The sequence below is a fragment of the Methylobacterium endophyticum genome, assembly GCF_050591105.1.
GTDB lineage: Bacteria > Pseudomonadota > Alphaproteobacteria > Rhizobiales > Beijerinckiaceae > Methylobacterium.
Genome location: NZ_JBNHES010000006.1, coordinates 52784 through 73321 on the forward strand (window position 1 = coordinate 52784; position 20538 = coordinate 73321).

At 72.0% G+C, this 20538-nt stretch carries 18 protein-coding genes; 12 read left to right on the plus strand and 6 right to left on the minus strand.

The window, feature by feature from the left end; all coding sequences use genetic code 11:
- Positions 1-9 precede the first annotated feature (9 nt).
- From ACP56T_RS08800 to ACP56T_RS08830, 7 genes are all read left to right on the plus strand, one after another.
- On the plus strand, positions 10-615 hold the full coding sequence (locus ACP56T_RS08800; protein ID WP_430911772.1) for a hypothetical protein: 606 nt from the start codon (positions 10-12) through the stop codon (positions 613-615).
- Between the two features lie 101 nt (positions 616-716).
- Complete coding sequence (locus ACP56T_RS08805) at positions 717-2582, plus strand: glycoside hydrolase family 15 protein (RefSeq protein ID WP_430911773.1); 1866 nt, start codon at positions 717-719, stop codon at positions 2580-2582.
- Between the two features lie 39 nt (positions 2583-2621).
- On the plus strand, positions 2622-4697 hold the full coding sequence (gene tkt / locus ACP56T_RS08810; RefSeq protein ID WP_430911774.1) for a transketolase: 2076 nt from the start codon (positions 2622-2624) through the stop codon (positions 4695-4697).
- 143 nt (positions 4698-4840) lie between these two features.
- The gene (locus tag ACP56T_RS08815; RefSeq protein WP_430911775.1) at positions 4841-7684 is read left to right on the plus strand and encodes a bifunctional transaldolase/phosoglucose isomerase; all 2844 of its coding nucleotides are present in this window, start codon (positions 4841-4843) and stop codon (positions 7682-7684) included.
- A 43-nt stretch (positions 7685-7727) separates the two neighbouring features.
- Positions 7728-8702: a phosphogluconate dehydrogenase (NAD(+)-dependent, decarboxylating) gene (gene gnd, locus ACP56T_RS08820; protein ID WP_430911776.1), complete on the plus strand. Its 975-nt coding sequence runs from the start codon at positions 7728-7730 to the stop codon at positions 8700-8702.
- A gap of 53 nt (positions 8703-8755) precedes the next feature.
- Positions 8756-9484 (plus strand): 6-phosphogluconolactonase, encoded by a 729-nt coding sequence (pgl, locus tag ACP56T_RS08825; protein WP_430911956.1) that lies wholly within the window; start codon positions 8756-8758, stop codon positions 9482-9484.
- A gap of 107 nt (positions 9485-9591) precedes the next feature.
- The gene (locus ACP56T_RS08830) at positions 9592-10140 is read left to right on the plus strand and encodes a hypothetical protein (RefSeq protein WP_430911777.1); all 549 of its coding nucleotides are present in this window, start codon (positions 9592-9594) and stop codon (positions 10138-10140) included.
- A gap of 33 nt (positions 10141-10173) precedes the next feature.
- On the opposite strand, the gene ACP56T_RS08835 is transcribed toward ACP56T_RS08830, so the two are convergent.
- Complete coding sequence (locus tag ACP56T_RS08835; RefSeq protein ID WP_430911778.1) at positions 10174-11280, minus strand: 2'-deoxycytidine 5'-triphosphate deaminase; 1107 nt, start codon at positions 11278-11280, stop codon at positions 10174-10176.
- 1 nt (position 11281) lies between these two features.
- Entirely contained in the window at positions 11282-11734 is a 453-nt protein-coding gene (locus ACP56T_RS08840; protein ID WP_430911779.1) for a hypothetical protein, read from the minus strand.
- 161 nt (positions 11735-11895) lie between these two features.
- Between ACP56T_RS08840 and apaG the strand changes: the two genes are divergently transcribed.
- The 3 genes from apaG (at position 11896) to speG (ending at position 14104) form a co-directional block, all read left to right on the plus strand.
- On the plus strand, positions 11896-12288 hold the full coding sequence (gene apaG, locus ACP56T_RS08845; RefSeq protein WP_430911780.1) for a Co2+/Mg2+ efflux protein ApaG: 393 nt from the start codon (positions 11896-11898) through the stop codon (positions 12286-12288).
- 83 nt (positions 12289-12371) lie between these two features.
- Entirely contained in the window at positions 12372-13541 is a 1170-nt protein-coding gene (argE, locus tag ACP56T_RS08850; RefSeq protein ID WP_430911781.1) for an acetylornithine deacetylase, read from the plus strand.
- Positions 13538-14104 carry a spermidine N1-acetyltransferase gene (gene speG / locus ACP56T_RS08855; protein WP_430911782.1) on the plus strand — a complete coding sequence of 189 codons (567 nt, stop codon included), beginning with the start codon at positions 13538-13540 and terminating at the stop codon, positions 14102-14104. Before argE ends, speG begins: the two co-directional genes overlap by 4 nt.
- A 341-nt stretch (positions 14105-14445) precedes the next feature.
- Here the strand turns inward: speG and ACP56T_RS08860 are convergent, their stop codons facing one another.
- The 4 genes from ACP56T_RS08860 to ACP56T_RS08875 all read right to left on the minus strand — a co-directional run bounded on the left by ACP56T_RS08860 (position 14446) and on the right by ACP56T_RS08875 (position 19051).
- Positions 14446-15498 (minus strand): hypothetical protein, encoded by a 1053-nt coding sequence (locus tag ACP56T_RS08860; protein WP_430911783.1) that lies wholly within the window; start codon positions 15496-15498, stop codon positions 14446-14448.
- A gap of 166 nt (positions 15499-15664) precedes the next feature.
- Positions 15665-16669 carry an Hsp33 family molecular chaperone gene (locus tag ACP56T_RS08865; protein WP_430911784.1) on the minus strand — a complete coding sequence of 335 codons (1005 nt, stop codon included), beginning with the start codon at positions 16667-16669 and terminating at the stop codon, positions 15665-15667.
- A gap of 196 nt (positions 16670-16865) precedes the next feature.
- A complete protein-coding gene (gene argF / locus ACP56T_RS08870) occupies positions 16866-17828 on the minus strand; it encodes an ornithine carbamoyltransferase (RefSeq protein WP_430911785.1) in 963 nt (320 codons plus the stop codon).
- Between the two features lie 29 nt (positions 17829-17857).
- On the minus strand, positions 17858-19051 hold the full coding sequence (locus ACP56T_RS08875) for an aspartate aminotransferase family protein (RefSeq protein WP_430911786.1): 1194 nt from the start codon (positions 19049-19051) through the stop codon (positions 17858-17860).
- Between the two features lie 228 nt (positions 19052-19279).
- On the opposite strand from ACP56T_RS08875, the gene ACP56T_RS08880 reads away from it, so the two are divergent.
- The gene (locus ACP56T_RS08880) at positions 19280-19753 is read left to right on the plus strand and encodes a RidA family protein (protein WP_430911787.1); all 474 of its coding nucleotides are present in this window, start codon (positions 19280-19282) and stop codon (positions 19751-19753) included.
- 2 nt (positions 19754-19755) lie between these two features.
- Positions 19756-20505 (plus strand): glycerophosphodiester phosphodiesterase family protein, encoded by a 750-nt coding sequence (locus ACP56T_RS08885; RefSeq protein ID WP_430911788.1) that lies wholly within the window; start codon positions 19756-19758, stop codon positions 20503-20505.
- The last annotated feature ends 33 nt before the right edge of the window (positions 20506-20538 follow it).

Below are 20538 nucleotides of genomic sequence, written 5' to 3' on the forward strand. Positions count from 1 at the left end.
GTAAGCCGGATGAGACTGCGAGACCCGCTTTCATCGCCGCTGACGGACGGGCCGGCCTCGGGCCGCCCGCACGGGATGCACCTCCCCTTCCTGCCCACCATCGCGACGGCGGTGATCGTCGCCGCCGCCTCCCTCCTCTGCCGGGAGACCGTCACGACGGCGCCGGTGCCGGCCGAGACGGCGCAGATCCTGATCGCGCCGACGAGCTTTGCGGACGGACGCGTGGTGGCGGAGGCCGCCGGGACGCGGCCCACCGCCGCCCTCGCCTTCGCGCAGCTCCATCCCCTCACCTTCGAGGCTGCCGAGCCGAGAATGGCGGCCCGGCCCGGCGCGCGCTTCGCGGTGCTGCCGCCGCGCCGCCCCTGCCCCGGCCCGCGCTGCGGCGAGGCGATCCCGCGCCGCGCCAACCCCTTCGCCGCCGCGCATCCGGCGGATCCGGAGCGCGTCGAGACCGCCCCGGTGGAGGTCGGCGAGGCGGACGAGCCCTTCTTTCCCCGGCTTGCCCTCCCCTTCGCTCCCGTGGCGCGGGCGGTCGGCGAGGCGACCGGGATGATGGGCCGCCGCGCCGCCGCCCTCGGCGCCTCGGCCATGCTGCTCGCCGACCGGCTGCGCTGAAGGCCGCAGGCGCCGGACCGCCCTGGACCGGCGCCGCCGGTCGCCTAACTCCCCGCTCGCGGCGAAGCCTGCCGCGCGGGAATCGGGACGGCGCTCGGATCATGGCGGGACTGATCGAGGACTACGCCCTCGTCGGCGACGGGCGCACCGCCGCCCTGATCGGCCGCGACGGCAGCGTCGACTGGCTGTGCTGGCCGCGCTTCGACGCCGCCGCCTGCTTCGCCGCCCTGCTCGGCACCGAGGAGCACGGCTACTGGCGCATCGCCCCCGCCTCCGCGCGGGTGGAGAGCAGCCGGCGCTACCGTGACGACACCCTCATCCTGGAGACGCGCCACCGGACCCGCGAGGGCGAGGTGCTGGTGATCGACTACATGCCCGCCGACGACGGGTCGCATCTGGTGCGCATCGTCGAGGGGGTGGAGGGGCGCGTGGCCATGCGCATGGACCTGTGCATGCGCTTCGACTACGGCTCGGCCGTCCCCTGGGTGTCGCGCAACGAGCTCGGGGACCTGCGCGCCATCTCCGGTCCGCACAAGCTGGTGCTGCGCACCAAGGCCCAGATCGAGGGGGCCGGACGGACCACGGTGTCGGACTTCACCGTCCATGCCGGCGAGTCGGTCGCCTTCACGCTCAGCTACGGCGCCTCCCACGAGGAGGATCCGCCGCCGATCGAGCCGCGCAAGGTGCTCGCCGCCACCGACCGGTTCTGGCGCGACTGGTCCGCGATCTGCGCCGGCGGAACGCCCTGGGACGCGGCGCTGCGGCGCTCGCTCCTGACCCTGAAGGCGCTGATCTACCGCCCCACCGGCGGCATCGTCGCGGCGCCGACGACCTCCCTGCCCGAGCAGCTCGGCGGTGTGCGCAACTGGGACTACCGATTCTGCTGGCTGCGCGATTCGGCTTTCACGCTCTTCGCGCTGATGGATGCCGGCTATCTCGACGAGGCACGGGCCTGGCGCGACTGGCTGCAACGGGCGGTGGCCGGCAGCCCGGAGCAGGCGCGCATCCTCTACGGCATCGCCGGGGAGCGCCTGCTGCCCGAGATCGAGCTTGCCTGGCTCCCCGGCTACGAGGATTCGGCCCCTGTCCGGGTCGGCAACGCGGCCTCCGAGCAGTTCCAGCTCGACGTCTACGGCGAATTGTTCGACGTGCTCTACCAGGCGCGCCGGCGCGGCATGGGCACCGACCGGGACGGCCAGAATGTCGGCCTCGCCCTGATGACCCATCTCGAGACGGTCTGGAGCGAGCCCGACGAGGGCATCTGGGAGGTGCGCGGCGGCCGCCGGCACTTCACCCATTCGAAGGTCATGGCCTGGGTCGCCTTCGACCGCGCCATCCGCTCCCGCGAGGAGAGTCCCGATCCCTCGCGCGACGTGCCCCTGGAGCGCTGGCGCGAGATCCGCGCGCGGATCCACGCGGAGGTCTGCGAGAAGGGATTCGACAGGGATCTGAACAGCTTCGTGCAGTCCTACGGATCGACGGCCCTCGACGCGAGCCTGCTCCTGATCGCGCATGTGGGCTTCCTGCCCCAGGACGATCCGCGCGTGGTCGGCACCGTCGAGGCCATCGGGAAGCGGCTGATGCGCGACGGATTCGTGCTGCGCTACGACACCGAGGGGCAGACCACGGACGGGCTTCCCGCCGGCGAGGGCGCCTTCCTGCCATGCAGCTTCTGGTATGCCGACAACCTCATCGGACTCGGGCGCTGCGACGAAGCGCGCGCTCTGATCGAGCGCCTGATCGGGGTCTGCAACGATGTCGGGCTGGTTGCGGAGGAGTACGATCCCGCTAAAAGGCGCCTCGTCGGGAACTTCCCCCAGGCCTTCAGCCACGTCGCCCTCATCAACACCGTCCTCAACTTCGGCCGGGCCGGCGGGCCCGCGCGGGAGCGCGGCGCGGGAGAGGGCGGCGGTTCGGGCACGACGCCGACGCTGCCGACGGCCGCCGAGGCGCCGGCCCTGATCTGACGCGCGGACCGGCGCGTCGCCAAGCACGAGAGAGTCGTCATGAGCGGAGCAGAGACCAAGGCGAAGGCGGGGCTGAGCGACGCCGACAAGCTCGCCATCGATACGTTGCGCACGCTCGCCATCGACGCGGTGCAGAAGGCGAATTCCGGCCATGCCGGCGCGCCGATGGCGCTGGCGCCCGTGGCCTATACTCTGTGGAACCGCTACCTGCGCTACGATCCGGCCAACCCCCACTGGCCGAACCGCGACCGCTTCGTGCTCTCCGCCGGCCACGCCTCGATGCTGCTCTACGGCCTCCTGCACCTCGCGGGCGTCGCCGAGAAGGACGGCGGCAACGCGCCGGCCGTCTCGCTGGAGGACATCAAGCAGTTCCGGCAGCTCGACAGCCGCACGCCGGGGCACCCCGAAAGCCACATGACCACCGGCGTCGAGACCACCACCGGCCCCCTCGGCCAGGGTGTGGCCAACTCCGTCGGCATGGCGATGGGCGGCCGCTTCCTCGGCGAGCACCTGAACAAGCCCGAGCTGCCGCTGTTCGACTTCAACGTCTACGCGATCTGCTCGGACGGCGACCTGATGGAGGGCGTCGCCTCGGAGGCCGCCTCGCTCGCCGGCCATCTGCGCCTGTCGAACCTGTGCTGGATCTACGACAACAACACCATCACCATCGAGGGCCATACCGAACTCGCCTTCGGAGAGGAGGTCGCCGCGCGCTTCCTGGCCTATGGCTGGCAGGTGCTGCGGGTGGCCGACGCCAACGACGTCCACGCGATCTCGGCGGCGCTGGAGACCTTCCTCCAGTCGAGCGACCGGCCGACGCTGGTCATCGTCAACTCGATCATCGGCTTCGGCGCGCCGACCAAGCAGAACACCTCCAAGGCCCATTCGGACGCCCTCGGCCCCGACGAGGTCAAGGGCGCCAAGCGCGCCTATGGCTGGCCCGAGGACGCGCAGTTCCTGGTGCCGGACTCGGTGCCCGGCACCTTCCGCGACGGCATCGGCAAGCGTGGCGCGGAGCTTTTCGCGCAGTGGCAGGGCTTCCTCGCGGAGGCCAAGGCCGGCGATCCCGAGCATGCCGAGGACATCGCCGCCTTCCTCGAAGGCCGCCTGCCCGCCGGCTGGGACAAGGACATCCCGGTCTTCCCCGCCGACGCCAAGGGGCTCGCCACGCGCGAATCCTCCGGCAAGGTGCTCAACGCCGTCGCGCCGCACGTCCCCTTCCTGCTCGGCGGCTCGGCCGATCTGGCGCCGTCGAACAAGACCAAGCTCGAATTCGAGGGCGCCGGCGCCCTGGGCCCGTTCGAGCCGGGCGGCCGCAACATCCATTTCGGCGTGCGCGAGCATGCCATGGGCTCGATCGTGAACGGCCTCGGCCTCGTGGGCCTGCGGGCCTACGGCGCGACCTTCCTGGTCTTCGCCGACTACATGCGCCCGCCGATCCGCCTCGCCGCGCTGATGGAGCTGCCGGTCTTCCACGTCTTCACGCACGACTCGATCGGCGTGGGCGAGGACGGCCCCACCCACCAGCCGGTGGAGCAGCTGCTCTCGCTGCGCTGCATCCCCGGACTGGTGACGCTGCGCCCGGCCGACGCCAACGAGGTGGCGGAAGCCTACAGGGTGATCTTCTCGCTGACGAACCAGCCGGCGGTGCTCGCGCTCTCGCGCCAGCCCCTGCCGACCCTCGACCGCGCCAAGTACGCTCCGGCCTCCGGCACCGCCAAGGGCGCCTATGTGCTCGCCGATTGCGAGGGCACGCCGGAGGTGATCCTCATCGGCTCGGGCAGCGAGGTGCCGCTCTGCGTCGGCGCCTACGAGGCGCTGAAGGCGGAAGGCAGGCGCGCCCGCGTCGTCTCGATGCCTTCCTGGGACCTGTTCGAGCGCCAGGATGCGGCCTATCGCGAGAGCGTCCTGCCGAAGGCGGTGCTGTCGCGGGTCGCCGTCGAGCAGGGCTCCACCATCGGCTGGGACCGCTACGCCGGCAGCGAGGGCGCGGTCATCGGCATGCACACCTTCGGCGCCTCGGCCCCGATCAAGGACCTCCAGACCAAGTTCGGCTTCACGCCGGAGAAGGTGCTCCAGGCCGCCCGCGACCAGATCGCCAGGCACGGGGGCTGAGACGGGCATGGCGGCCCGCGAAAATCGCGCGGCCGCCATGCGCGTTGCCCATGGGAGGAGCGCGGGCGGCTCCTAGATGAGTGGCGGACTACGACGGCGCCGCCAGGGCGTGCGCCGGCACAAAGGCTCGGGGATCGATCGGCATGAACGCGCTCAAGGCCCTCCACGACGAGCAGGATCAGGCGGTCTGGCTCGACTTCGTCGCGCGCGGCTTCATCGAGAAGGGCGAGCTGAAGACGCTCGTCGAGAGGGACGGCCTGCGCGGCGTCACCTCCAACCCCGCCATCTTCGAGAAGGCCATCGGCGCCTCCGACGAGTATGACGGCGCGCTCGCCAAGGCCCTCAAGGAGGGCGGCGACGCCCGCGTCATCGATCTCTATGAGGGGCTCGCCGTCGAGGACATCCGCCACGCGGCGGACGTGCTGCGCCCGGTCTACGAGGCGAGCGACGGCGCCGACGGCTATGTGAGCCTCGAGGTCTCGCCCTATCTGGCCCTCGACACGCAAGCGACCCTCGACGAGGCGCGCCGGCTGCACAAATGGGTCGCGCGCGACAACCTGATGGTCAAGGTGCCGGCGACCCCCGAGGGCATCCCGGCGATCCGCCAGCTCACGGCGGAGGGCCTGTCCATCAACGTCACGCTGCTCTTCTCGCAGGACACCTACGAGGAGGTCGCCCGCGCCTTCGTCGCCGGGCTCGAGGAGCGCGCCCGCAACGGCGGTGACGTCTCGCGCATCGCGAGCGTGGCGAGCTTCTTCATCAGCCGCATCGATAGCCTCGTGGACAAGCTGATCGACGAGAAGGCCGCCTCCGGCGGCGACAGGGACGGCCTGGAGCCCCTCAAGGGCAAGGTCGCCATCGCCAACGCGAAGCTCGCCTATCAGCGCTACAAGCGCATCTTATCGGAGCCCGCCTGGCAGGCACTCGCCGCCAAGGGCGCCAAGGCGCAGCGCCTGCTCTGGGCCTCCACGGGCACCAAGAACAAGGCCTATCCCGACACGCTCTACGTGGCCGAGCTGATCGGCCCCAACACCGTCAACACCATGCCGCCGGCCACCATGGACGCCTTCCGCGACCACGGCGAGGTCCGCGCCACCATCGAGGCGGACCTGCCCGCCGCCGAAGCGGTGATGGAAAACCTCAAGGCCGCCGGCATCGAGATCGACGCGGTCGCCAAGCAACTCGTCGACGAGGGCGTGCAGCTCTTCGTGGACGCGCAGGACAAGCTGCTCGGCGCAGTGGCGGGGAAGCGCATCGCCATGCTCGGACCCAAGCTCGATCCGCAGACGATCGCGGTGGGCGAGGCGCTCAAGCCCGAGCTGGAGAAGGCCGTCGAGTCCTGGCGGGCCTCCGGCGCCATCCGCCGGCTCTGGGCGCACGACCCGAGCGTCTGGTCGAACGCCGACGAGGCCAAGTGGCTCGGCTGGCTGCGCATCGTCGAGGACGAACTCGGGAAGGTGGCCGAGTACGATGCCTTCGCGGCGGATGTGAAGGCTGCGGGCTTCACCGATGCCGTGGTGCTCGGCATGGGCGGCTCGAGCCTCGGACCGGAGGTGCTGGCCGAGACCTACGGCCACCGCGACGGCTTCCCTAAGCTGCGCATCCTCGATTCCACCTCCCCCGACGAGGTGCGCGCCGTCGAGGCGGCGGTGAACCTGAAGACGACGCTCTTCATCGTGGCGAGCAAGTCCGGCTCGACGCTGGAGCCCAACGTCTTCCGCGACTACTTCCTCGGCCGGATGAAGGAGGTGGTCGGCGCCGATGCCGGCCGGCACTTCGTCGCCGTCACGGATCCGGGCTCGGCCATGGAGAAGGCCGCCAAGGACGACGGATTCAGAAAGATCTTCTACGGCGTGCCGCAGATCGGCGGGCGCTACTCCGTGCTCTCGGCCTTCGGGCTGGTGCCGGCGGCGGCCATCGGCATCGAGGTCGGGGAGTTCCTCGACATCGCGCGCATCATGGTGCGCTCCTGCGGCCCCGCCGTGCCGCCCGCGCAGAATCCCGGCGTTCAGCTCGGCGCGGCGCTTGGCGTCGCGGCGCTGAAGGCCGGGCGCGACAAGGTCACGATCGTCTGCTCGCCGGCCATCGGCACCTTCGGCACCTGGGCCGAGCAGCTCATCGCGGAATCGACGGGCAAGCAGGGCAAGGGCCTGATCCCCATCGAGGGCGAGCCCGTGGGCGTTCCGGCGGTCTACGGCCGCGACCGCGTCTTCGTGTATCTGCGCGTCGACGGCTTCGCCGACGCCCAGCAGGACGAGGCCGTGCGCAGCCTGGAGCGGGAGGGGCACCCGGTGGTGCGCATCGGCCTCGACAAGGTCGAGCAGCTGCCCCAGGAGTTCTTCCGCTTCGAGATGGCCACCGCCGTGGCCGGGGCGCTCCTCGGGATCAACCCGTTCGACCAGCCCGACGTCGAGGCGAGCAAGATCGAGACGAAGAAGCTCTTCGACGCGGCCGAGGCGAGCGGCGCCCTGCCCTCCGAGACGCCGATCTTCGAGGACGACGCCATCGCCCTCTACGCCGACCCGAGGAACGCCGAGGCGCTGCCCCAGGCCGCCGAGGGGCTCGACGCGGCGCTCAAGGCCCATCTCGCCCGCGTGAAGGACGGCGACTACGCCGCGCTCCTCGCCTATGTGCCGCGCAACGAGGCCCATCACGGTATCCTCCAGGCGGCGCGGCTCGCCTTCCGCGATGCCCGCAAGGTGGCGACCTGCCTCGAGTTCGGGCCGCGCTTCCTCCACTCGACGGGCCAGGCCTACAAGGGCGGCCCCGACACCGGGGTCTTCCTCCAGATCACGGCGGACGCCTCGGCCGACCTGCCCATCCCCGGACGCAAGCTCGGATTCTCCACCGTGGTGGCGGCCCAGGCGCGGGGCGATTTCGCGGTGCTGGCCGAGCGCGGGCGCCGGGCGCTGCGGGTCCATATCAAGGGCGGAGACGTGGCCGCCGGCCTGAAGCGCATCGCGGCGGCCGTCACGGCGGCGGCCTGACCCCATTCCTGTTCCCCAGAGGGCGGCGCGAACGGAGACGACGATGCAGCTCGGGATGATCGGCCTCGGACGGATGGGCGGCAACATCGTCCGCCGCCTCCTGCGGAACGGCCACACGGCGGTGGTGTTCGACCAGAACCCGGAGGCCGTCGCGGCGCTGGCGGCGGAGGGCGCGGTGGGAGCGTCGAGCCTCGAGGAGCTCGTCGCCAAGCTCGACGCGCCGCGTGCCGCCTGGGTGATGCTCCCGGCCGGCGAGATCACCGAGACGACCGTCGAGGCCCTCGCCGGCCTGATGAGCGCCGACGACATCGTCATCGACGGTGGCAATTCCTTCTACAAGGACGACATCCGGCGGGCGGCGACCCTGCGGGAGAAGGGCCTGCACTATGTCGATGTCGGCACCTCCGGCGGCGTCTGGGGCCTGGAGCGCGGCTATTGCATGATGGTCGGCGGCGACACCCCGGCGATCGAGCGCATCGACCCGATCCTGGCGAGCCTCGCGCCGGGCCTCGGCTCCGTGCCGCGCACCCCCGGCCGCGAGGGCCGCGACCCGCGCGCCGAGCAGGGCTACATCCACGCGGGCCCGAGCGGGGCCGGCCACTTCGTCAAGATGGTCCATAACGGCATCGAGTACGGCCTGATGCAGGCCTATGCCGAGGGCTTCGACATCCTCAAGCACGCCAACGCGCCGGAGCTGCCGGAGGGCCAGCGCTTCGATCTCAACATCGGCGACATCGCCGAGGTCTGGCGGCGGGGCAGCGTGGTCTCGTCCTGGCTCCTCGACCTGACCGCCCAGGCGCTCGCCGGGAACGAGCAGCTCGACGGCTTCTCCGGCTTCGTCGCCGATTCCGGCGAGGGGCGCTGGACGCTGAACGCGGCCATCGAGGAATCCGTGCCGGCCAACGTGCTCTCGGCGGCGCTCTACGCGCGCTTCCGCTCGCGCGAGCATGCGAGCTTCTCCGACAAGCTCCTCTCCGCCATGCGAAAAGGTTTTGGCGGCCACCAGGAGCCCAAGTAGCTTTTTGGACTGGGGCGAGTGCGGTCGGACCCTGACGGAGTGACGGCGTGAGCATTTCCCTGCCCGCGAAGGCCGAGGTCTTTTCGGATTCCGCCGGTGTCGCGCGCGCGGCGGCCGAGGCTCTCGTCGCGGTCTGCGCGCAGGCGAAGGGCGAGCGCATCACGGTCGCGCTCTCCGGCGGATCGACGCCGAAGCTGCTCTACGCGCTGCTCGCCGGCCCCGAATTCGTCACCCGCCTGCCCTGGCCGCGCATCCACTGGTTCTTCGGCGACGACCGGGTGGTGGCCTGGGACGATCCCGCCAGCAACGTGCGCATGGCGGCCGAGGCTTTCGGCCCCGACGCGCCGATCCCGCCCGAGAACCTCCACCGCATCGATCCGGCCGGCGGGGCCGAGGCGGCGGCGGCGGCCTATGCGCGGACCCTGGCGGCGGCCTCCGGGGCCGAGCGGCCCGATCCCGCCGCGCCGTTCTTCGATCTCGTGCTGCTCGGGCTCGGCGAGGACGGGCACACCGCCTCGCTGTTTCCGGGCACGGCGGCGCTTACCGTCCGCGACGCCTGGACCGCCGCCGTCCCGGTCCCCGGCATGGCGCCGCGCGTGCCGCGCGTGACCCTCACCTTCCCGGCGCTCGCCGCCTCGCGCCTCGTGCTGTTCCTCGTCACGGGGGCGGGCAAGCAGGATCCGCTGCGCCGGCTCGCCGCCGGGGAGGACCTGCCGTCGCGCCATGTCACGAGCGCCGGGGAGGTCCGCTGGTTCCTCGACGCCGCTGCCGCCGGGCGGTGAGCGAAGCGTCGCGGGTCTCGTCTTCGGCAATAGGTGCCGACATCCCGATTTCCGCCGTAAAAGGCGGTGCTTCTTCGGATGTCGCGACGCGGATCCCGTCCCACAGCATGATCATCGAAGCAGATGCCCCCGAGGGCGCCGATCTTCCGGCCCCGCGCGGCCGGTTCCTCGTCGGTCCCCGCTTCGCGCCGGGGCCGCTGCGGACCGTCCGGCGCGTGGGGCCTTCGGGCGCGGCCAAGGGCGCGGTGGTCGGCGGGCTCGTCGGTCTCGCCGTCCTGGCGGCGTTGAGCCTGCCCTTGGTGCTGGCGCTGGTGGGCCCCGGAGCCGCACAGCGCCAGGCGGAGGCTCCGCGCCCGATGCCCGCACGCGGCACCGCGATCCCGGCCCGGCCCTCGGCTCCGCTTGCCGCGCAAGGCGCGCCGGCCGAGCCCGCGCCGATCCAGGCGGCCTACGAGCCGCCGCCCGTGCCGGCCGCCGCTCCGGCGCAGGCCCGCACGCGCTCGGCGCTCAGCATCGACAGCCTGCCGACCCTGACGCAGGACGCCTCCGAGATCGATCTCGATCCCGTCGCGGCCGATGCCTCTCCCGTGCCGCGCCAGCCGCAAAGGGTCGCCGCGCAGCGCCGGACCGCCCAGCCCAAGCCCGCGCAGCCCTGAGAGCCCGCGCAGCCGTGAGTTCGGCGCGCGGCGTCAGTCGTCGCGAAAGTGCTTCGACAGCTTGAGTCCCTGCGCCTGATAGTTCGAGCCGGCGCCGGCTCCGTAGAGGGTCGCCGGGATGCCGGCCATCCGCTCGTAGACGAGGCGGCCGACGATCTGGCCGTCCTCCAGCAGGAAGGGCACGTCGCGCGAGCGCACCTCCAGCACCGCCCTCGCCCCCGTCCCCCCGGCGGCGGCGGCGCCGAAGCCCGGATCGAAGAAGCCGGCGTAATGGACGCGGAACTCGCCCACCAGCGGATCGAAGGGCACCATCTCGGCGGCGTGGTCGGGGGGCACCTGCACCGCCTCCTTCGACGCGAGGATGTAGAACTGGCCGGGATCGAGGATCAGCGTCCCCGATCCATCGGCCGCCAGCGGCTCCCAGAAATCGGCGGTGCGGTGGCGGCCCGGCGCGTCCACGTCGACGAGGCCGGTATGGCGCTTGGCCCGGTAGCCGATCAGCCCGTCGAAGCCGGCGAGGTCCACCGAGACGGAGATGCCGCCCAGGAACGAGGGCGCGGCCGCGCTCACCAGCGGCGTGCGGGCGTGGAGGGCGGCGAGCTCGGCATCGGTCAGCCGCACCTCGCCCCGGCGGAAGCGCATCTGCGAGAGCCGCGAGCCGGTCCGCACCAGCACCGGGAAGGTGCGCGGGGAGATCTCGGCATAGAGCGGCCCGTGATAGCCGGCGCCCGCCTGATCGAAGGCTTCCGCCTTGTCGGCGATGACGCGGGTGAACACGTCGATGCGCCCGGTCGAGCTTTTCGGGTTGGCGCTGCCGGAGAGGTCGGCCGGGAGCGCCAGCGCCTCCTGTAGCTCGGCGATGTAGACGCAGCCCGTCTCCAGCACGGCGCCCGGCGTCAGGTCGATCTCGTGCAGCGCGTAGCGGGAGGCGCAGTCCATCACGCTGCGGCCCGCCCCCGGCAGGAAGCTGGTGCGCACCCGCCACGCCCGTCTGCCGAGGCGCAGGTCGAGGCTCGCGGGCTGGATCTGGTCCGGGGCGTAGGGGCTCGCCGGGCGGATGGCGCCGTCGCGGGTGAGGTCGGCGATGGTCTCGGCCGGCAGGATGCCGTCGCCGGTCCGGGTCAGGTCGGCGGGGGTCATGTCACTCCGTTTCCCGCGTCGCCGCGACGAGGGTGCGCGCCAGGGCGAGGCGGGCCAGCGCGCCGATGGTCAGGAGGCCGGCGCCGAAGCTCGCGAGCGTCGCGAAGGCGCGCGGGAAGGCGACGAGCGCCGCCGCCAGGAGGCCGAGCCCGAGCGTCCCCCCGAGAGGCAGCGCCAGCGAGGGCAGCGCCGGGAAGCGGGCCGCGATGCCGGTCCGGCGTCCGGCCCACGCGAGGGCCCGCCGGCCGCCGGCGTCGAGGATCAGCGCCCCGACGAGGGCCGCCGCCGCGAGCCCGTTCGCGGCCGGCGCCCGCCAGGCGAACACGGCGGCGACGGTCGCGACCCCGAGGCAGGCCGCGACCTGCCCGGAACGGGCGAGCGGCCCGCGAACGGACGAGAGACCGCGCCAGGGCGCCCTGATCGGCGCGACCCCGCGCCCTGCTCCGCCCGCCATGCCGCCCAAGCGCCCTCCCCCGTGCCGCCGCCCTCTCGCGACGTACTCAGCCGCAATTGACGATGATGGGTCCGCCACGTACCACGAGCCCACGCCATCCGCGATTGCGTCGCGAGCGTCAAGAACGCCGAAACCGGCGACAGGGAAGGCACACCGGGACGATGTACAAGGCCGAGACGCGTGGAATCAGCGTGACGGTGAATCCCCGGTTCGTCGAGGAGGAATCCTCCCCCGGCGACAGCCGCTACTTCTTTGCCTACACGGTCGAGATCGTGAACAACGGCATCGAGCAGGTGCAGCTCCGCTCGCGCCACTGGCGCATCATCGACGGGCACGGCTCCCTTCAGGAGGTGCGCGGCGCCGGGGTGGTCGGCAAGCAGCCGGTGCTCGAGCCCGGCGAGTCGTTCAGCTACACCAGCGGCTGCCCGCTCACCACGCCGGACGGGCTGATGGCCGGCTCCTACACCATCACCACGGTGGCCGGCGAAAGCTTCGAGGCGGAGATCCCGGCCTTCTCGCTCGATTCGCCCCACGTCCGCCGCAGCCTGCACTGAACCGCGCGGCGGCGGGGTCGCCCCCGCCCGGTCTTCCGCCTACATGAGAGCCCCGAGGCGGGTTTCGCGGGGAGAGTGACGAGATGCCGGCAGACGGGGAGCGCCTCGGCGCGCTCGACATCCTGGAGCGGCTGGTCTCCTTCGACACCGAGAGTTCGCGCTCGAACGTCGCGCTGATCGATTGGGTCTGCGCCTATCTCGACGGCTGGGGCGTGCCCTATGCGCGGGTGCCCAACGCGGCCGGCGACAAGCAGGCGGTGTTCGCCACCATCGGACCGATGGTCGACGGCGGCGTCGTGCTCTCGGGCCATACCGACGTGGTGCCCGTGACCGGCCAGAGCTGGACCACGGACCCTTTCAAGTTGAGGATCGCGGACGGACGCGCCTACGGGCGGGGCGCCGTCGACATGAAGGGCTTCGACGCGCTCTGCCTCGCGCTCGTCCCGACCGCCCTGCAAGCCGACCTGACGCGGCCGATCCACATCCTGCTCTCCTACGACGAGGAGACCACCTGCCTCGGCGTCGCCGACACCATCGCCCGCTTCGGAGCGGACCTGCCGCGCCCCGGCGCCGTCATCGTCGGCGAGCCGACCGATCTCGAGGTCGCCGACGCGCATAAGAGCGTCGTCACCTATCTCACCACCGTGCACGGGCACGAGGCGCATTCGGCCAAGCCCATGCTCGGCGCCAACGCGGTGATGGCGGCGGCGGACCTCGTGAGCGAGCTGAACCGCATCGCCGACATGATGATCGCGCGCGGCGACCCGTCCGGCCGCTTCGATCCGCCCAACACCACCGTGCATGTCGGCACGATCGACGGCGGCACGGCGCGCAACATCCTGCCCAAGCTCTGCGCCTTCCACTGGGAGTTTCGCGGCCTGCCGGGGCTCGACCTCGCCGAGATTCCGGCGCTCTTCGCCGAGAAGGCCGAGGCGGTGGCGCGCGAGCGGCTCAACCGCTACGGCCCCTACGGACGCATCGAGACGATCGAGGAGGTCGCTGTGCCGGGGCTGGCGCCGGAGCCGGGCTCCGAGGCGGAGCGCCTCGCGCTGCGGGCGACTGGGCGCAACCGGACGATCTCCGTGCCCTACGGGACGGAGGCCGGCCGCTTCCAGGCGGCGGGCATCTCTACCGTCGTCTGCGGGCCGGGCTCCATCGACCAGGCGCACCAGCCGGACGAATACATCACCCTCGATGCCCTGGAGCGCGGCGGCGCCTTCCTCCGGCAGGTGCTCGCGGAGTGCACGCGATGAGCGGTCCCGGCGGCGGTCCCGTCAAGCTGCGTCCCCTGGAGCGCGAGGACCTGCTCTTCGTGCACCAGCTCAACAACAACGACAGCATCATGCGCTACTGGTTCGAGGAGGCCTACGAGTCCTTCGCCGAGCTGGCGCAGCTCTACGAGCGCAACATCCACAACCAGACCGAGCGGCGCTTCATCATCGCCACCAGCGCCAACGAGCCGGCCGGCATGGTGGAGCTCGTCGAGATCAACCATCTGCACCGGCGCTGCGAGTTCCAGATCGCGATCCACCCGGCCTTCCAGGGCCGAGGCTACGCCTGGCAGGCGACGCGGGTGGCCATGGACTACGCCTTCAGCGTGCTCAACATCCACAAGCTCTACCTGCATGTCGACAAGGACAATTCCCGCGCGGTGAGCATCTACGAGCGCTGCGGCTTCCGGCCCGAGGGCGTTCTGCGGCACGAGTTCTTCGTCAACGGGCGCTATCGCGACGCCGTGCGCATGTGCCTGTTCCAGCCCGACTATCTCGCCGCGCGGGGCGGCGGCGACATCGCCGAGCCGGTGCTGAGGACCTGATCCCGTTTCGGCTGATCGAGCGAGTTCGCCTGGGGCGTCCCTCTCCCCGCGCGCGGGGAGAGGCCGGCCTGCACCTTGCCGTGCAGGCCGGGAGTGCAGGCGTAGCCGGAGCGAAGGTGAGGGGGCGGTGCCGTGAGAGGCTCATCCGCGACCGCCCCCTCACCTTCGGCTGCCGCCTCGCCGCGCCGACGACGCGGTCGTCGCGGCCCTCTCCCCGCGAGCGGGGAGAGGGGGCAAACCTCCGCTGCCGAACGGATTAGCCTGAAGCCGTATGGCACCGAGCACGAAAAAAGGGGCCGGCGGACCGGCCCCTGCCCTGACGGACTTGCGCGTCTCGTCCATCAGTTGCGGCCGCCGCCCTTGCCGGATTCCAGGCCGCCCTTCACGCCGCCACCGGCATTGCCGCCGCGATCGCTTACGGTGCGGCTGGTGGCGCCGGTATCGCCGCGATCGGACGCGTTGCGGATACCGCCGCCGGCCTTGTCGGCGCCGCCGTTCATGCGGCCCTTGTCCATGGCCTGGGCGCCCGCGCGACCGTTGCCCCTGTCCGTCCCAGACTTGTCCATGCCGGTCTTCATGGCGCCGTCGCGATGGGACTGGTCGCGCGCCTCGGACCGGAAACCGTGCTCGCCGGTACGGGTCGAGACGCTGGTCCGCGTCCGCTCGCTGGTGCCGACGGTGACGCTGCCGCCGCTGCGCTCCGTCACGGTCAGGCGGCGGTATTCGGGCGATCCGTAGACCACCCGGCGGCCGTGGATCACCACGTAGCGCGGGCTCTCGGTGGTGTCGCGCACGCTGACGAGGCGACGGTATTCCGGCGAGCCGTAGACGACGCGCTGGCCGCGAACGGTGACGTAGCGGGAGCCGCCGCGACGCTCGGTGACGACGAGGCGGCGATACTCGGGCGAACCGTAGACGACCCGGCGCCCGCCGATGAACACGAACCGGCCCTCGCGCCGGAAACCGCCGTCGACGCGGGTGGTGACGTCGGTGCGCTCCGTCCGGCGGCTCTCGCGGTGGTCGATCCGGGTGCCGCGATCGCCCCGCTCGCGCAGGGAGGCCGCGTCGCGGCGGTTCTCGCCACGGTCCGTGCGATCGCGGCCGGCCTTCATGCCCTCGCCGCTCCGCTCGGCGCCGCGCGCCGCCTGACCGCCGGTCTTCTCCGAGCCCCGGTCCATGCCCTTGTCGGCGCTCCTCTCGGCGCCCTTGGAGTCCATGCCCCTGGAGGCCGAGCCGCCTCTCGCGTCCATGCCGCCCTTCGTGCCCTCGCTCGACGACATCCCGGCCTTGGCGCCCCCTGCGGACCCCTTGTCCATGGCCATGCCCGTGGCGCCCTGGGCATAGACAGACGTGCTGACCAGCAGAGCGGCCAGCCCGAAAGTAAGCGTCTTCATGATGGGATCTCCGATTGTCCTTGCGACATCAATTGCCGCATCGAAACGCGGTCGATGTCGAAACGGTTTCAATCGAAGATCGTCGGATCGCTGCAATCATTATTGGTGCGATGCCGAAATGGTCGAGCTTGGACTGGGCGGATACTGGCCCGGCGGGTCGTCCGGGTCAGGCGCCCTCGCCCTCGGCTTCCGCCGGGTCGACCTCGTAGCGGCGCGAGCAGAACTCGCAGGTGATGGCGATGCGCCCGCCGTCGCCGACCATGTCGCGGCGCTCCTGCGCGGAGAACGAGCGGACCATGCCGACCACCCGCTCGCGCGAGCAGCGGCATTCCTCGTGCACGGCCTGCGCCTCGAACACGCGCACGCCGCGCTCGTGGAAGAGCCGGTAGAGCAGCCGCTCGCTCGACACGTCCGGGTCGACGAGCTCGTGGTCCTCCACGGTGCCGACCAGCGCCCGCGCCTCGACCCAGGCGTCGTCCTCCGACAGCTCGTGCGGGCCGGTGCCTTCCGGCGCGTCGCCCGGCGGCAGGTCGGCGAGCCGCGCGCGGTCCTCGGACTGGGGCAGGAACTGCACCAGCAGCCCTCCGGCCCGCCAGCGCGTGGCGCCGTCCTCGAACTGCTCCGCCACCGCGAGGCGGACCTGCGTCGGGATCTGCTCGGACTGGCGGAAATACTGATGCGCCGCCTCCTCCAGGCTCTGCCCGTCGAGCACGACGACGCCCTGGTAGCGGCTCGCCGCCGATCCCTGGTCGATGGTCATGGCGAGATGGCCCTCGCCGACGAGATCGGCGGTGCGCAGCGGTCCTGACCCGAGCGCGGCGACGGCCTCCGCGTCGAAGCGGGCGGTGGCGCGCACCCGGTCGGGCGCCTCGAAATCGACCACCAGCATCGAGACCGGGCCGTCGCTCTTGGTCTGGAGCTGGAAGCGGCCCTCGAACTTCAGCGACGAGCCGAGCAGCACGGTGAGCGCCGCCGCCTCGCCGAGCAGCCGCGCCACCGCATCCGGGTAGCCGTGCCGGCGCAGGATGGTATCGACGGACGGCCCGAGCCGCACCGCGCGACCGCGCACGTCGAGCCCCTCGACGGCGAAGGGCAGCACGGCGTCGTCGCCGCTGAGATGGCCGTTGCCGAGAGGGCTTTGGGCGGAGATGGGGTCGTGTCCGGCGGTCATCGCGTCCTTCGCATCCTGATCGTGCCGGAGGGGACTGCGAATGCGGGTGCCGCCGGTATCGGCGGGGAGACGACGCTCCGCGGTCCCCGGACCGCGCGAGGCGGCCGGCATGAGGGGTTGGAGGGCTGTGGGAGCGGGCGCGCCGAGGCGTCCGCTTCGCCTATATGGGGCTGCCCGCTCCCGCCTCCAAGGACGCTCAGGCCCCGAGGCACCAGGCCAGGATGCCCTTCTGCGCGTGCAGCCGGTTCTCGGCCTCGTCGAAGACCACCGATTGCGGGCCGTCGATGACCTCGGCCGTGACCTCCTCGCCCCGGTGGGCCGGCAGGCAGTGCAGGAACACCGCGTCCTTGGCGGCGGCGCCCATCAGCTTGGCGTCGACCTGATAGGGGCCGAGCAGGTTGTGGCGGTGCTGGTCGTCGTCGTCGCCCATGGAGACCCAGCAGTCGGTGACGACGGCGTCCGCTCCCGCCGCGGCCTCGAAGGGGTCGGTGGTGAGGTTGAGGCGCGCGCCCTCGGCCTTGGCCCAGGCGATCACGTCCGCCCCGAGGGACAGTTCGGGCGGGGCCGCCACGTTGAGGGTGAAGTCGAGCCGGGCGGCGGCGTGCACCCAGGAGACGAGCACGTTGTTGGCGTCTCCCGACCACGCCACCGTGCGCCCGCCGATCGGCCCGCGATGCTCCTCGAAGGTCATCACGTCGGCCATGATCTGGCAGGGATGCGAGACCTTGGTGAGCGCGTTGATGACCGGCACCTCGGCATGCGCGGCGAGCTCGGCGACCATGTCGTGGTCGAGGGTGCGGATCATGATCGCGTCGACGAAGCGCGAGAGCACGCGGGCGGTGTCGGCGATGGTCTCGCCGCGCCCGAGCTGCATCTCCTTGCCGGTCAGCATCAGGGTCTCGCCGCCGAGCTCGCGCATGGCCACGTCGAAGGAGACGCGGGTGCGGGTGGAGGGCCGGTCGAACACCATCGCCAGGAACTTGCCGGCCAGCGGCTTCTCGGCCGCCGGCACGCCCTTGCGGCGGCGGCCCTTCATGGCCGCGCTCGAATCGAGGATCGCGCGCAGCTGCCCGCCCGAGAAGTCCGACAGGTCGAGGAAGTGGCGGGGCGGCGGGGCGGCGGCCCCGTTGGCGTGGGCCACGGAGGGGCTGGAAGGCATGGGAGTCGATTCTTGCTGTTGCGCGGCGCTCATTCGGCCGCTCCCCGGAGCGCGGGCTCCATCCGCGAGGCGGCGGCGTCCAGGCGCTCGACGGCGGCCGCCACGTCCCCGTCCGTCACGATCAGCGGCGGCAGCAGGCGCACGACGTTGTCGCCCGCCGGGATGACGAGAAGATGCTCGCCCCGCGCGGCGGCGGCGAACTCGGTGTTGGTGACGCCGAGCTTCAGGCCGAGCATCAGGCCCTCGCCGCGAATCTCCTGGACCACGTTCGGATGGCGGTCGCGCAGGGCGGCGAGCTTCTGCTTCAGGAGCAGGCCGACGCGGGCGACATGGTCGAGGAAGCCCGGCGCCAGCACCACGTCGAGCACGGCGTTGCCCACCGCCATGGCCAGCGGATTGCCGCCGAAGGTGGTGCCGTGCGTGCCCGCCGTCATGCCGCGCGCGGCCTCGGCCGTGGCGAGGCAGACGCCGAGGGGGAAGCCGCCGCCGATGCCCTTGGCCGCGCTCATGATGTCCGGCGCGATGCCCGACCACTCATGCGCGAACAGCTTGCCCGTGCGCCCGACGCCGGTCTGCACCTCGTCCATGATGAGCAGCAGGCCGCGTTCGTCGCAGAGCGCGCGAAGCCGCCGCAGGTGCTCGTGCGGAATCACCCGCACACCGCCCTCGCCCTGGATCGGCTCGATCATCAGCGCGGCGGTCTCCGGCCCGATGGCCGCCTCGAGCGCCTCGAAATCGCCCGTCGGCACCTGGTCGAACCCGTCGACCTTGGGGCCGAATCCGTCGATGTATTTCTGCTGGCCGCCGGCCGCGATGGTGGCGAGCGTGCGCCCGTGGAAGGCGCCCTCGAAGGTGACGACGCGGAATCGCTCCGGGTTGCCGCCGGCCGCGTGGTACTTGCGCGCCATCTTGATGGCGGCCTCGTTCGCCTCCGCGCCGGAATTGGCGAAGAAGGCCACGTCCGCGAAGGTGGCGTCCACGAGCCGCCGGCCGAGCCGCTCGCCCTCGGGGATCTCGAACAGGTTCGAGGTGTGCCAGAGCTTGCCCGCCTGCTCGGTGAGCGCGGCGACGAGATGGGGATGGGCGTGGCCGAGCGCGTTCACGGCGATGCCGGCGCCGAAATCGAGATAGCGCTCGCCCTCGCGCGACACGAGCCATGCGCCTTCGCCGCGCTCGAAGGCGAGCGGCGCGCGGGCGTAGGTCGGCAGAAGCGCGGATGTCACGGGACGCATCTCCGTCTCGGCGGACCTTTGCGGGTCCGCTCCAAATGAAAGTGCCGCCTCGGTCAGGGGCGGCACGCGCGCGATTACTAGAGAAGTGCCCGGTCCTGTCAATGTTTTCGCGGGTCCGGGAGGCCGCCGCGGGGCTTGCGTTCCGCTTGCGCGGACCCCGCCGGCCGTGCTCAGACCCGGCGCGGGCGGGGCCGCCGGTCCCCCGAGGGAGACGAAGCGATGAGCACGGTCAAGGAGCGTCTGGAGCGGCTCGGGATCACCCTGCCGAAGGCGGCGGCGCCGGTGGCGAACTACGTCCCCTTCGTGCGCATGGGCAATCTCGTGGTGATCTCCGGCCAGATCTGCCTCGGCCCGGACGGCAAGATCGCCGACGCGCACAAGGGCAAGCTCGGCGCCGAGGTCTCGGCCGAGGACGGAATCGCGGCGGCCCGGCTCTGCGCGCTCAACGTGCTCGCGCAGGTGCGGGCGGCGGTGGGCGACCTCGACCACGGCGTCGTCCAGTGCGTGCGGCTCGGGGGCTTCATCAACGCGGTGCCGAGCTATGCGGGTCTCGCGGGAATCATGAACGGCGCCTCCGACCTGATGGTCGAGATCCTGGGCGATCGCGGCCGCCATGCCCGCTCCACCGTCGGCGTCGCCGAACTGCCCCTCGACGCCGCCGTCGAGGTCGAGGCGATGTTCGAGGTCGCCTGAGCATGGCCGACGCCCCCGGCTGGCTGGTCGCGCGCCCGATCGCCCATCGCGGCCTGCACGAGCGCGCCGCCGGGCGGCCGGAGAACACGCTGGCCGCCGCGCTGGCTGCGGTGGAGGCCGGCTACGCCATCGAATGCGACGTCCAGATCAGCGCCGACGGCGAGGCCATGGTCTTCCACGACGAGCATCTCGGCCGGCTGACGGGCCTCGACGCGGAGACCGGCGCGCGCCGGGCCGCCGAGCTGGAGGCGCTACCGGTCCTGGGCACGGGCGAGACGATCCCGAGCCTGCCGCGCCTCCTCTCCGCCATCGCGGGCCGCGTGCCGCTCGTGATCGAGATCAAGTCGCTGTATTCGGGCGATCTCGCGCTCACCCGGCGGGTGGTGGAGCTGGCCGCCGCCTATGACGGGCCGGTGGCGCTGAAATCCTTCGATCCCGGCATCGTCGCCGCCCTCGCGGAGCTGGCGCCGGGCGTCCCGCGCGGCATCGTCGCCGAGACGACGCAGGACGATCCCGCCTATGCCCTGCTGCCGGAGGCGCTGCGGCGCTCGCTCGCCAACCTCCTGCATCTGGAGGACAGCCGGCCGGACTTCCTCTCCTGGCGGGTCGGCGATATCCCCTGCGCGGCGACGCATCTCTGCCGCCTGCTCGCCCGCATGCCGGTGATGACCTGGACGGTGCGCACCCCCGAGCAGGTCCGCCACGCCGCGACTCACGCGGACCAGATGGTGTTCGAGGGCTTCCGGCCCTGAGCGGGCGCGCCCGTCCATATTTCGGTCGGGTTC

Excerpts from the sequence above, each read along its gene's own strand:
- ACP56T_RS08800 (WP_430911772.1), top strand. The coding sequence starts at position 10 with ATGAGACTGCGAGACCCGCTTTCATCGCCGCTGACGGACGGGCCGGCC.
- ACP56T_RS08805 (WP_430911773.1), top strand. The coding sequence starts at position 717 with ATGGCGGGACTGATCGAGGACTACGCCCTCGTCGGCGACGGGCGCACC.
- tkt (WP_430911774.1), top strand. The coding sequence starts at position 2,622 with ATGAGCGGAGCAGAGACCAAGGCGAAGGCGGGGCTGAGCGACGCCGAC.
- ACP56T_RS08815 (WP_430911775.1), top strand. The coding sequence starts at position 4,841 with ATGAACGCGCTCAAGGCCCTCCACGACGAGCAGGATCAGGCGGTCTGG.
- gnd (WP_430911776.1), top strand. The coding sequence starts at position 7,728 with ATGCAGCTCGGGATGATCGGCCTCGGACGGATGGGCGGCAACATCGTC.
- ACP56T_RS08830 (WP_430911777.1), top strand. The coding sequence starts at position 9,592 with ATGATCATCGAAGCAGATGCCCCCGAGGGCGCCGATCTTCCGGCCCCG.
- ACP56T_RS08835 (WP_430911778.1), bottom strand. The coding sequence starts at position 11,280 with ATGACCCCCGCCGACCTGACCCGGACCGGCGACGGCATCCTGCCGGCC.
- ACP56T_RS08840 (WP_430911779.1), bottom strand. The coding sequence starts at position 11,734 with ATGGCGGGCGGAGCAGGGCGCGGGGTCGCGCCGATCAGGGCGCCCTGG.
- apaG (WP_430911780.1), top strand. The coding sequence starts at position 11,896 with ATGTACAAGGCCGAGACGCGTGGAATCAGCGTGACGGTGAATCCCCGG.
- argE (WP_430911781.1), top strand. The coding sequence starts at position 12,372 with ATGCCGGCAGACGGGGAGCGCCTCGGCGCGCTCGACATCCTGGAGCGG.
- speG (WP_430911782.1), top strand. The coding sequence starts at position 13,538 with ATGAGCGGTCCCGGCGGCGGTCCCGTCAAGCTGCGTCCCCTGGAGCGC.
- ACP56T_RS08860 (WP_430911783.1), bottom strand. The coding sequence starts at position 15,498 with ATGAAGACGCTTACTTTCGGGCTGGCCGCTCTGCTGGTCAGCACGTCT.
- ACP56T_RS08865 (WP_430911784.1), bottom strand. The coding sequence starts at position 16,669 with ATGACCGCCGGACACGACCCCATCTCCGCCCAAAGCCCTCTCGGCAAC.
- argF (WP_430911785.1), bottom strand. The coding sequence starts at position 17,828 with ATGCCTTCCAGCCCCTCCGTGGCCCACGCCAACGGGGCCGCCGCCCCG.
- ACP56T_RS08880 (WP_430911787.1), top strand. The coding sequence starts at position 19,280 with ATGAGCACGGTCAAGGAGCGTCTGGAGCGGCTCGGGATCACCCTGCCG.
- ACP56T_RS08885 (WP_430911788.1), top strand. The coding sequence starts at position 19,756 with ATGGCCGACGCCCCCGGCTGGCTGGTCGCGCGCCCGATCGCCCATCGC.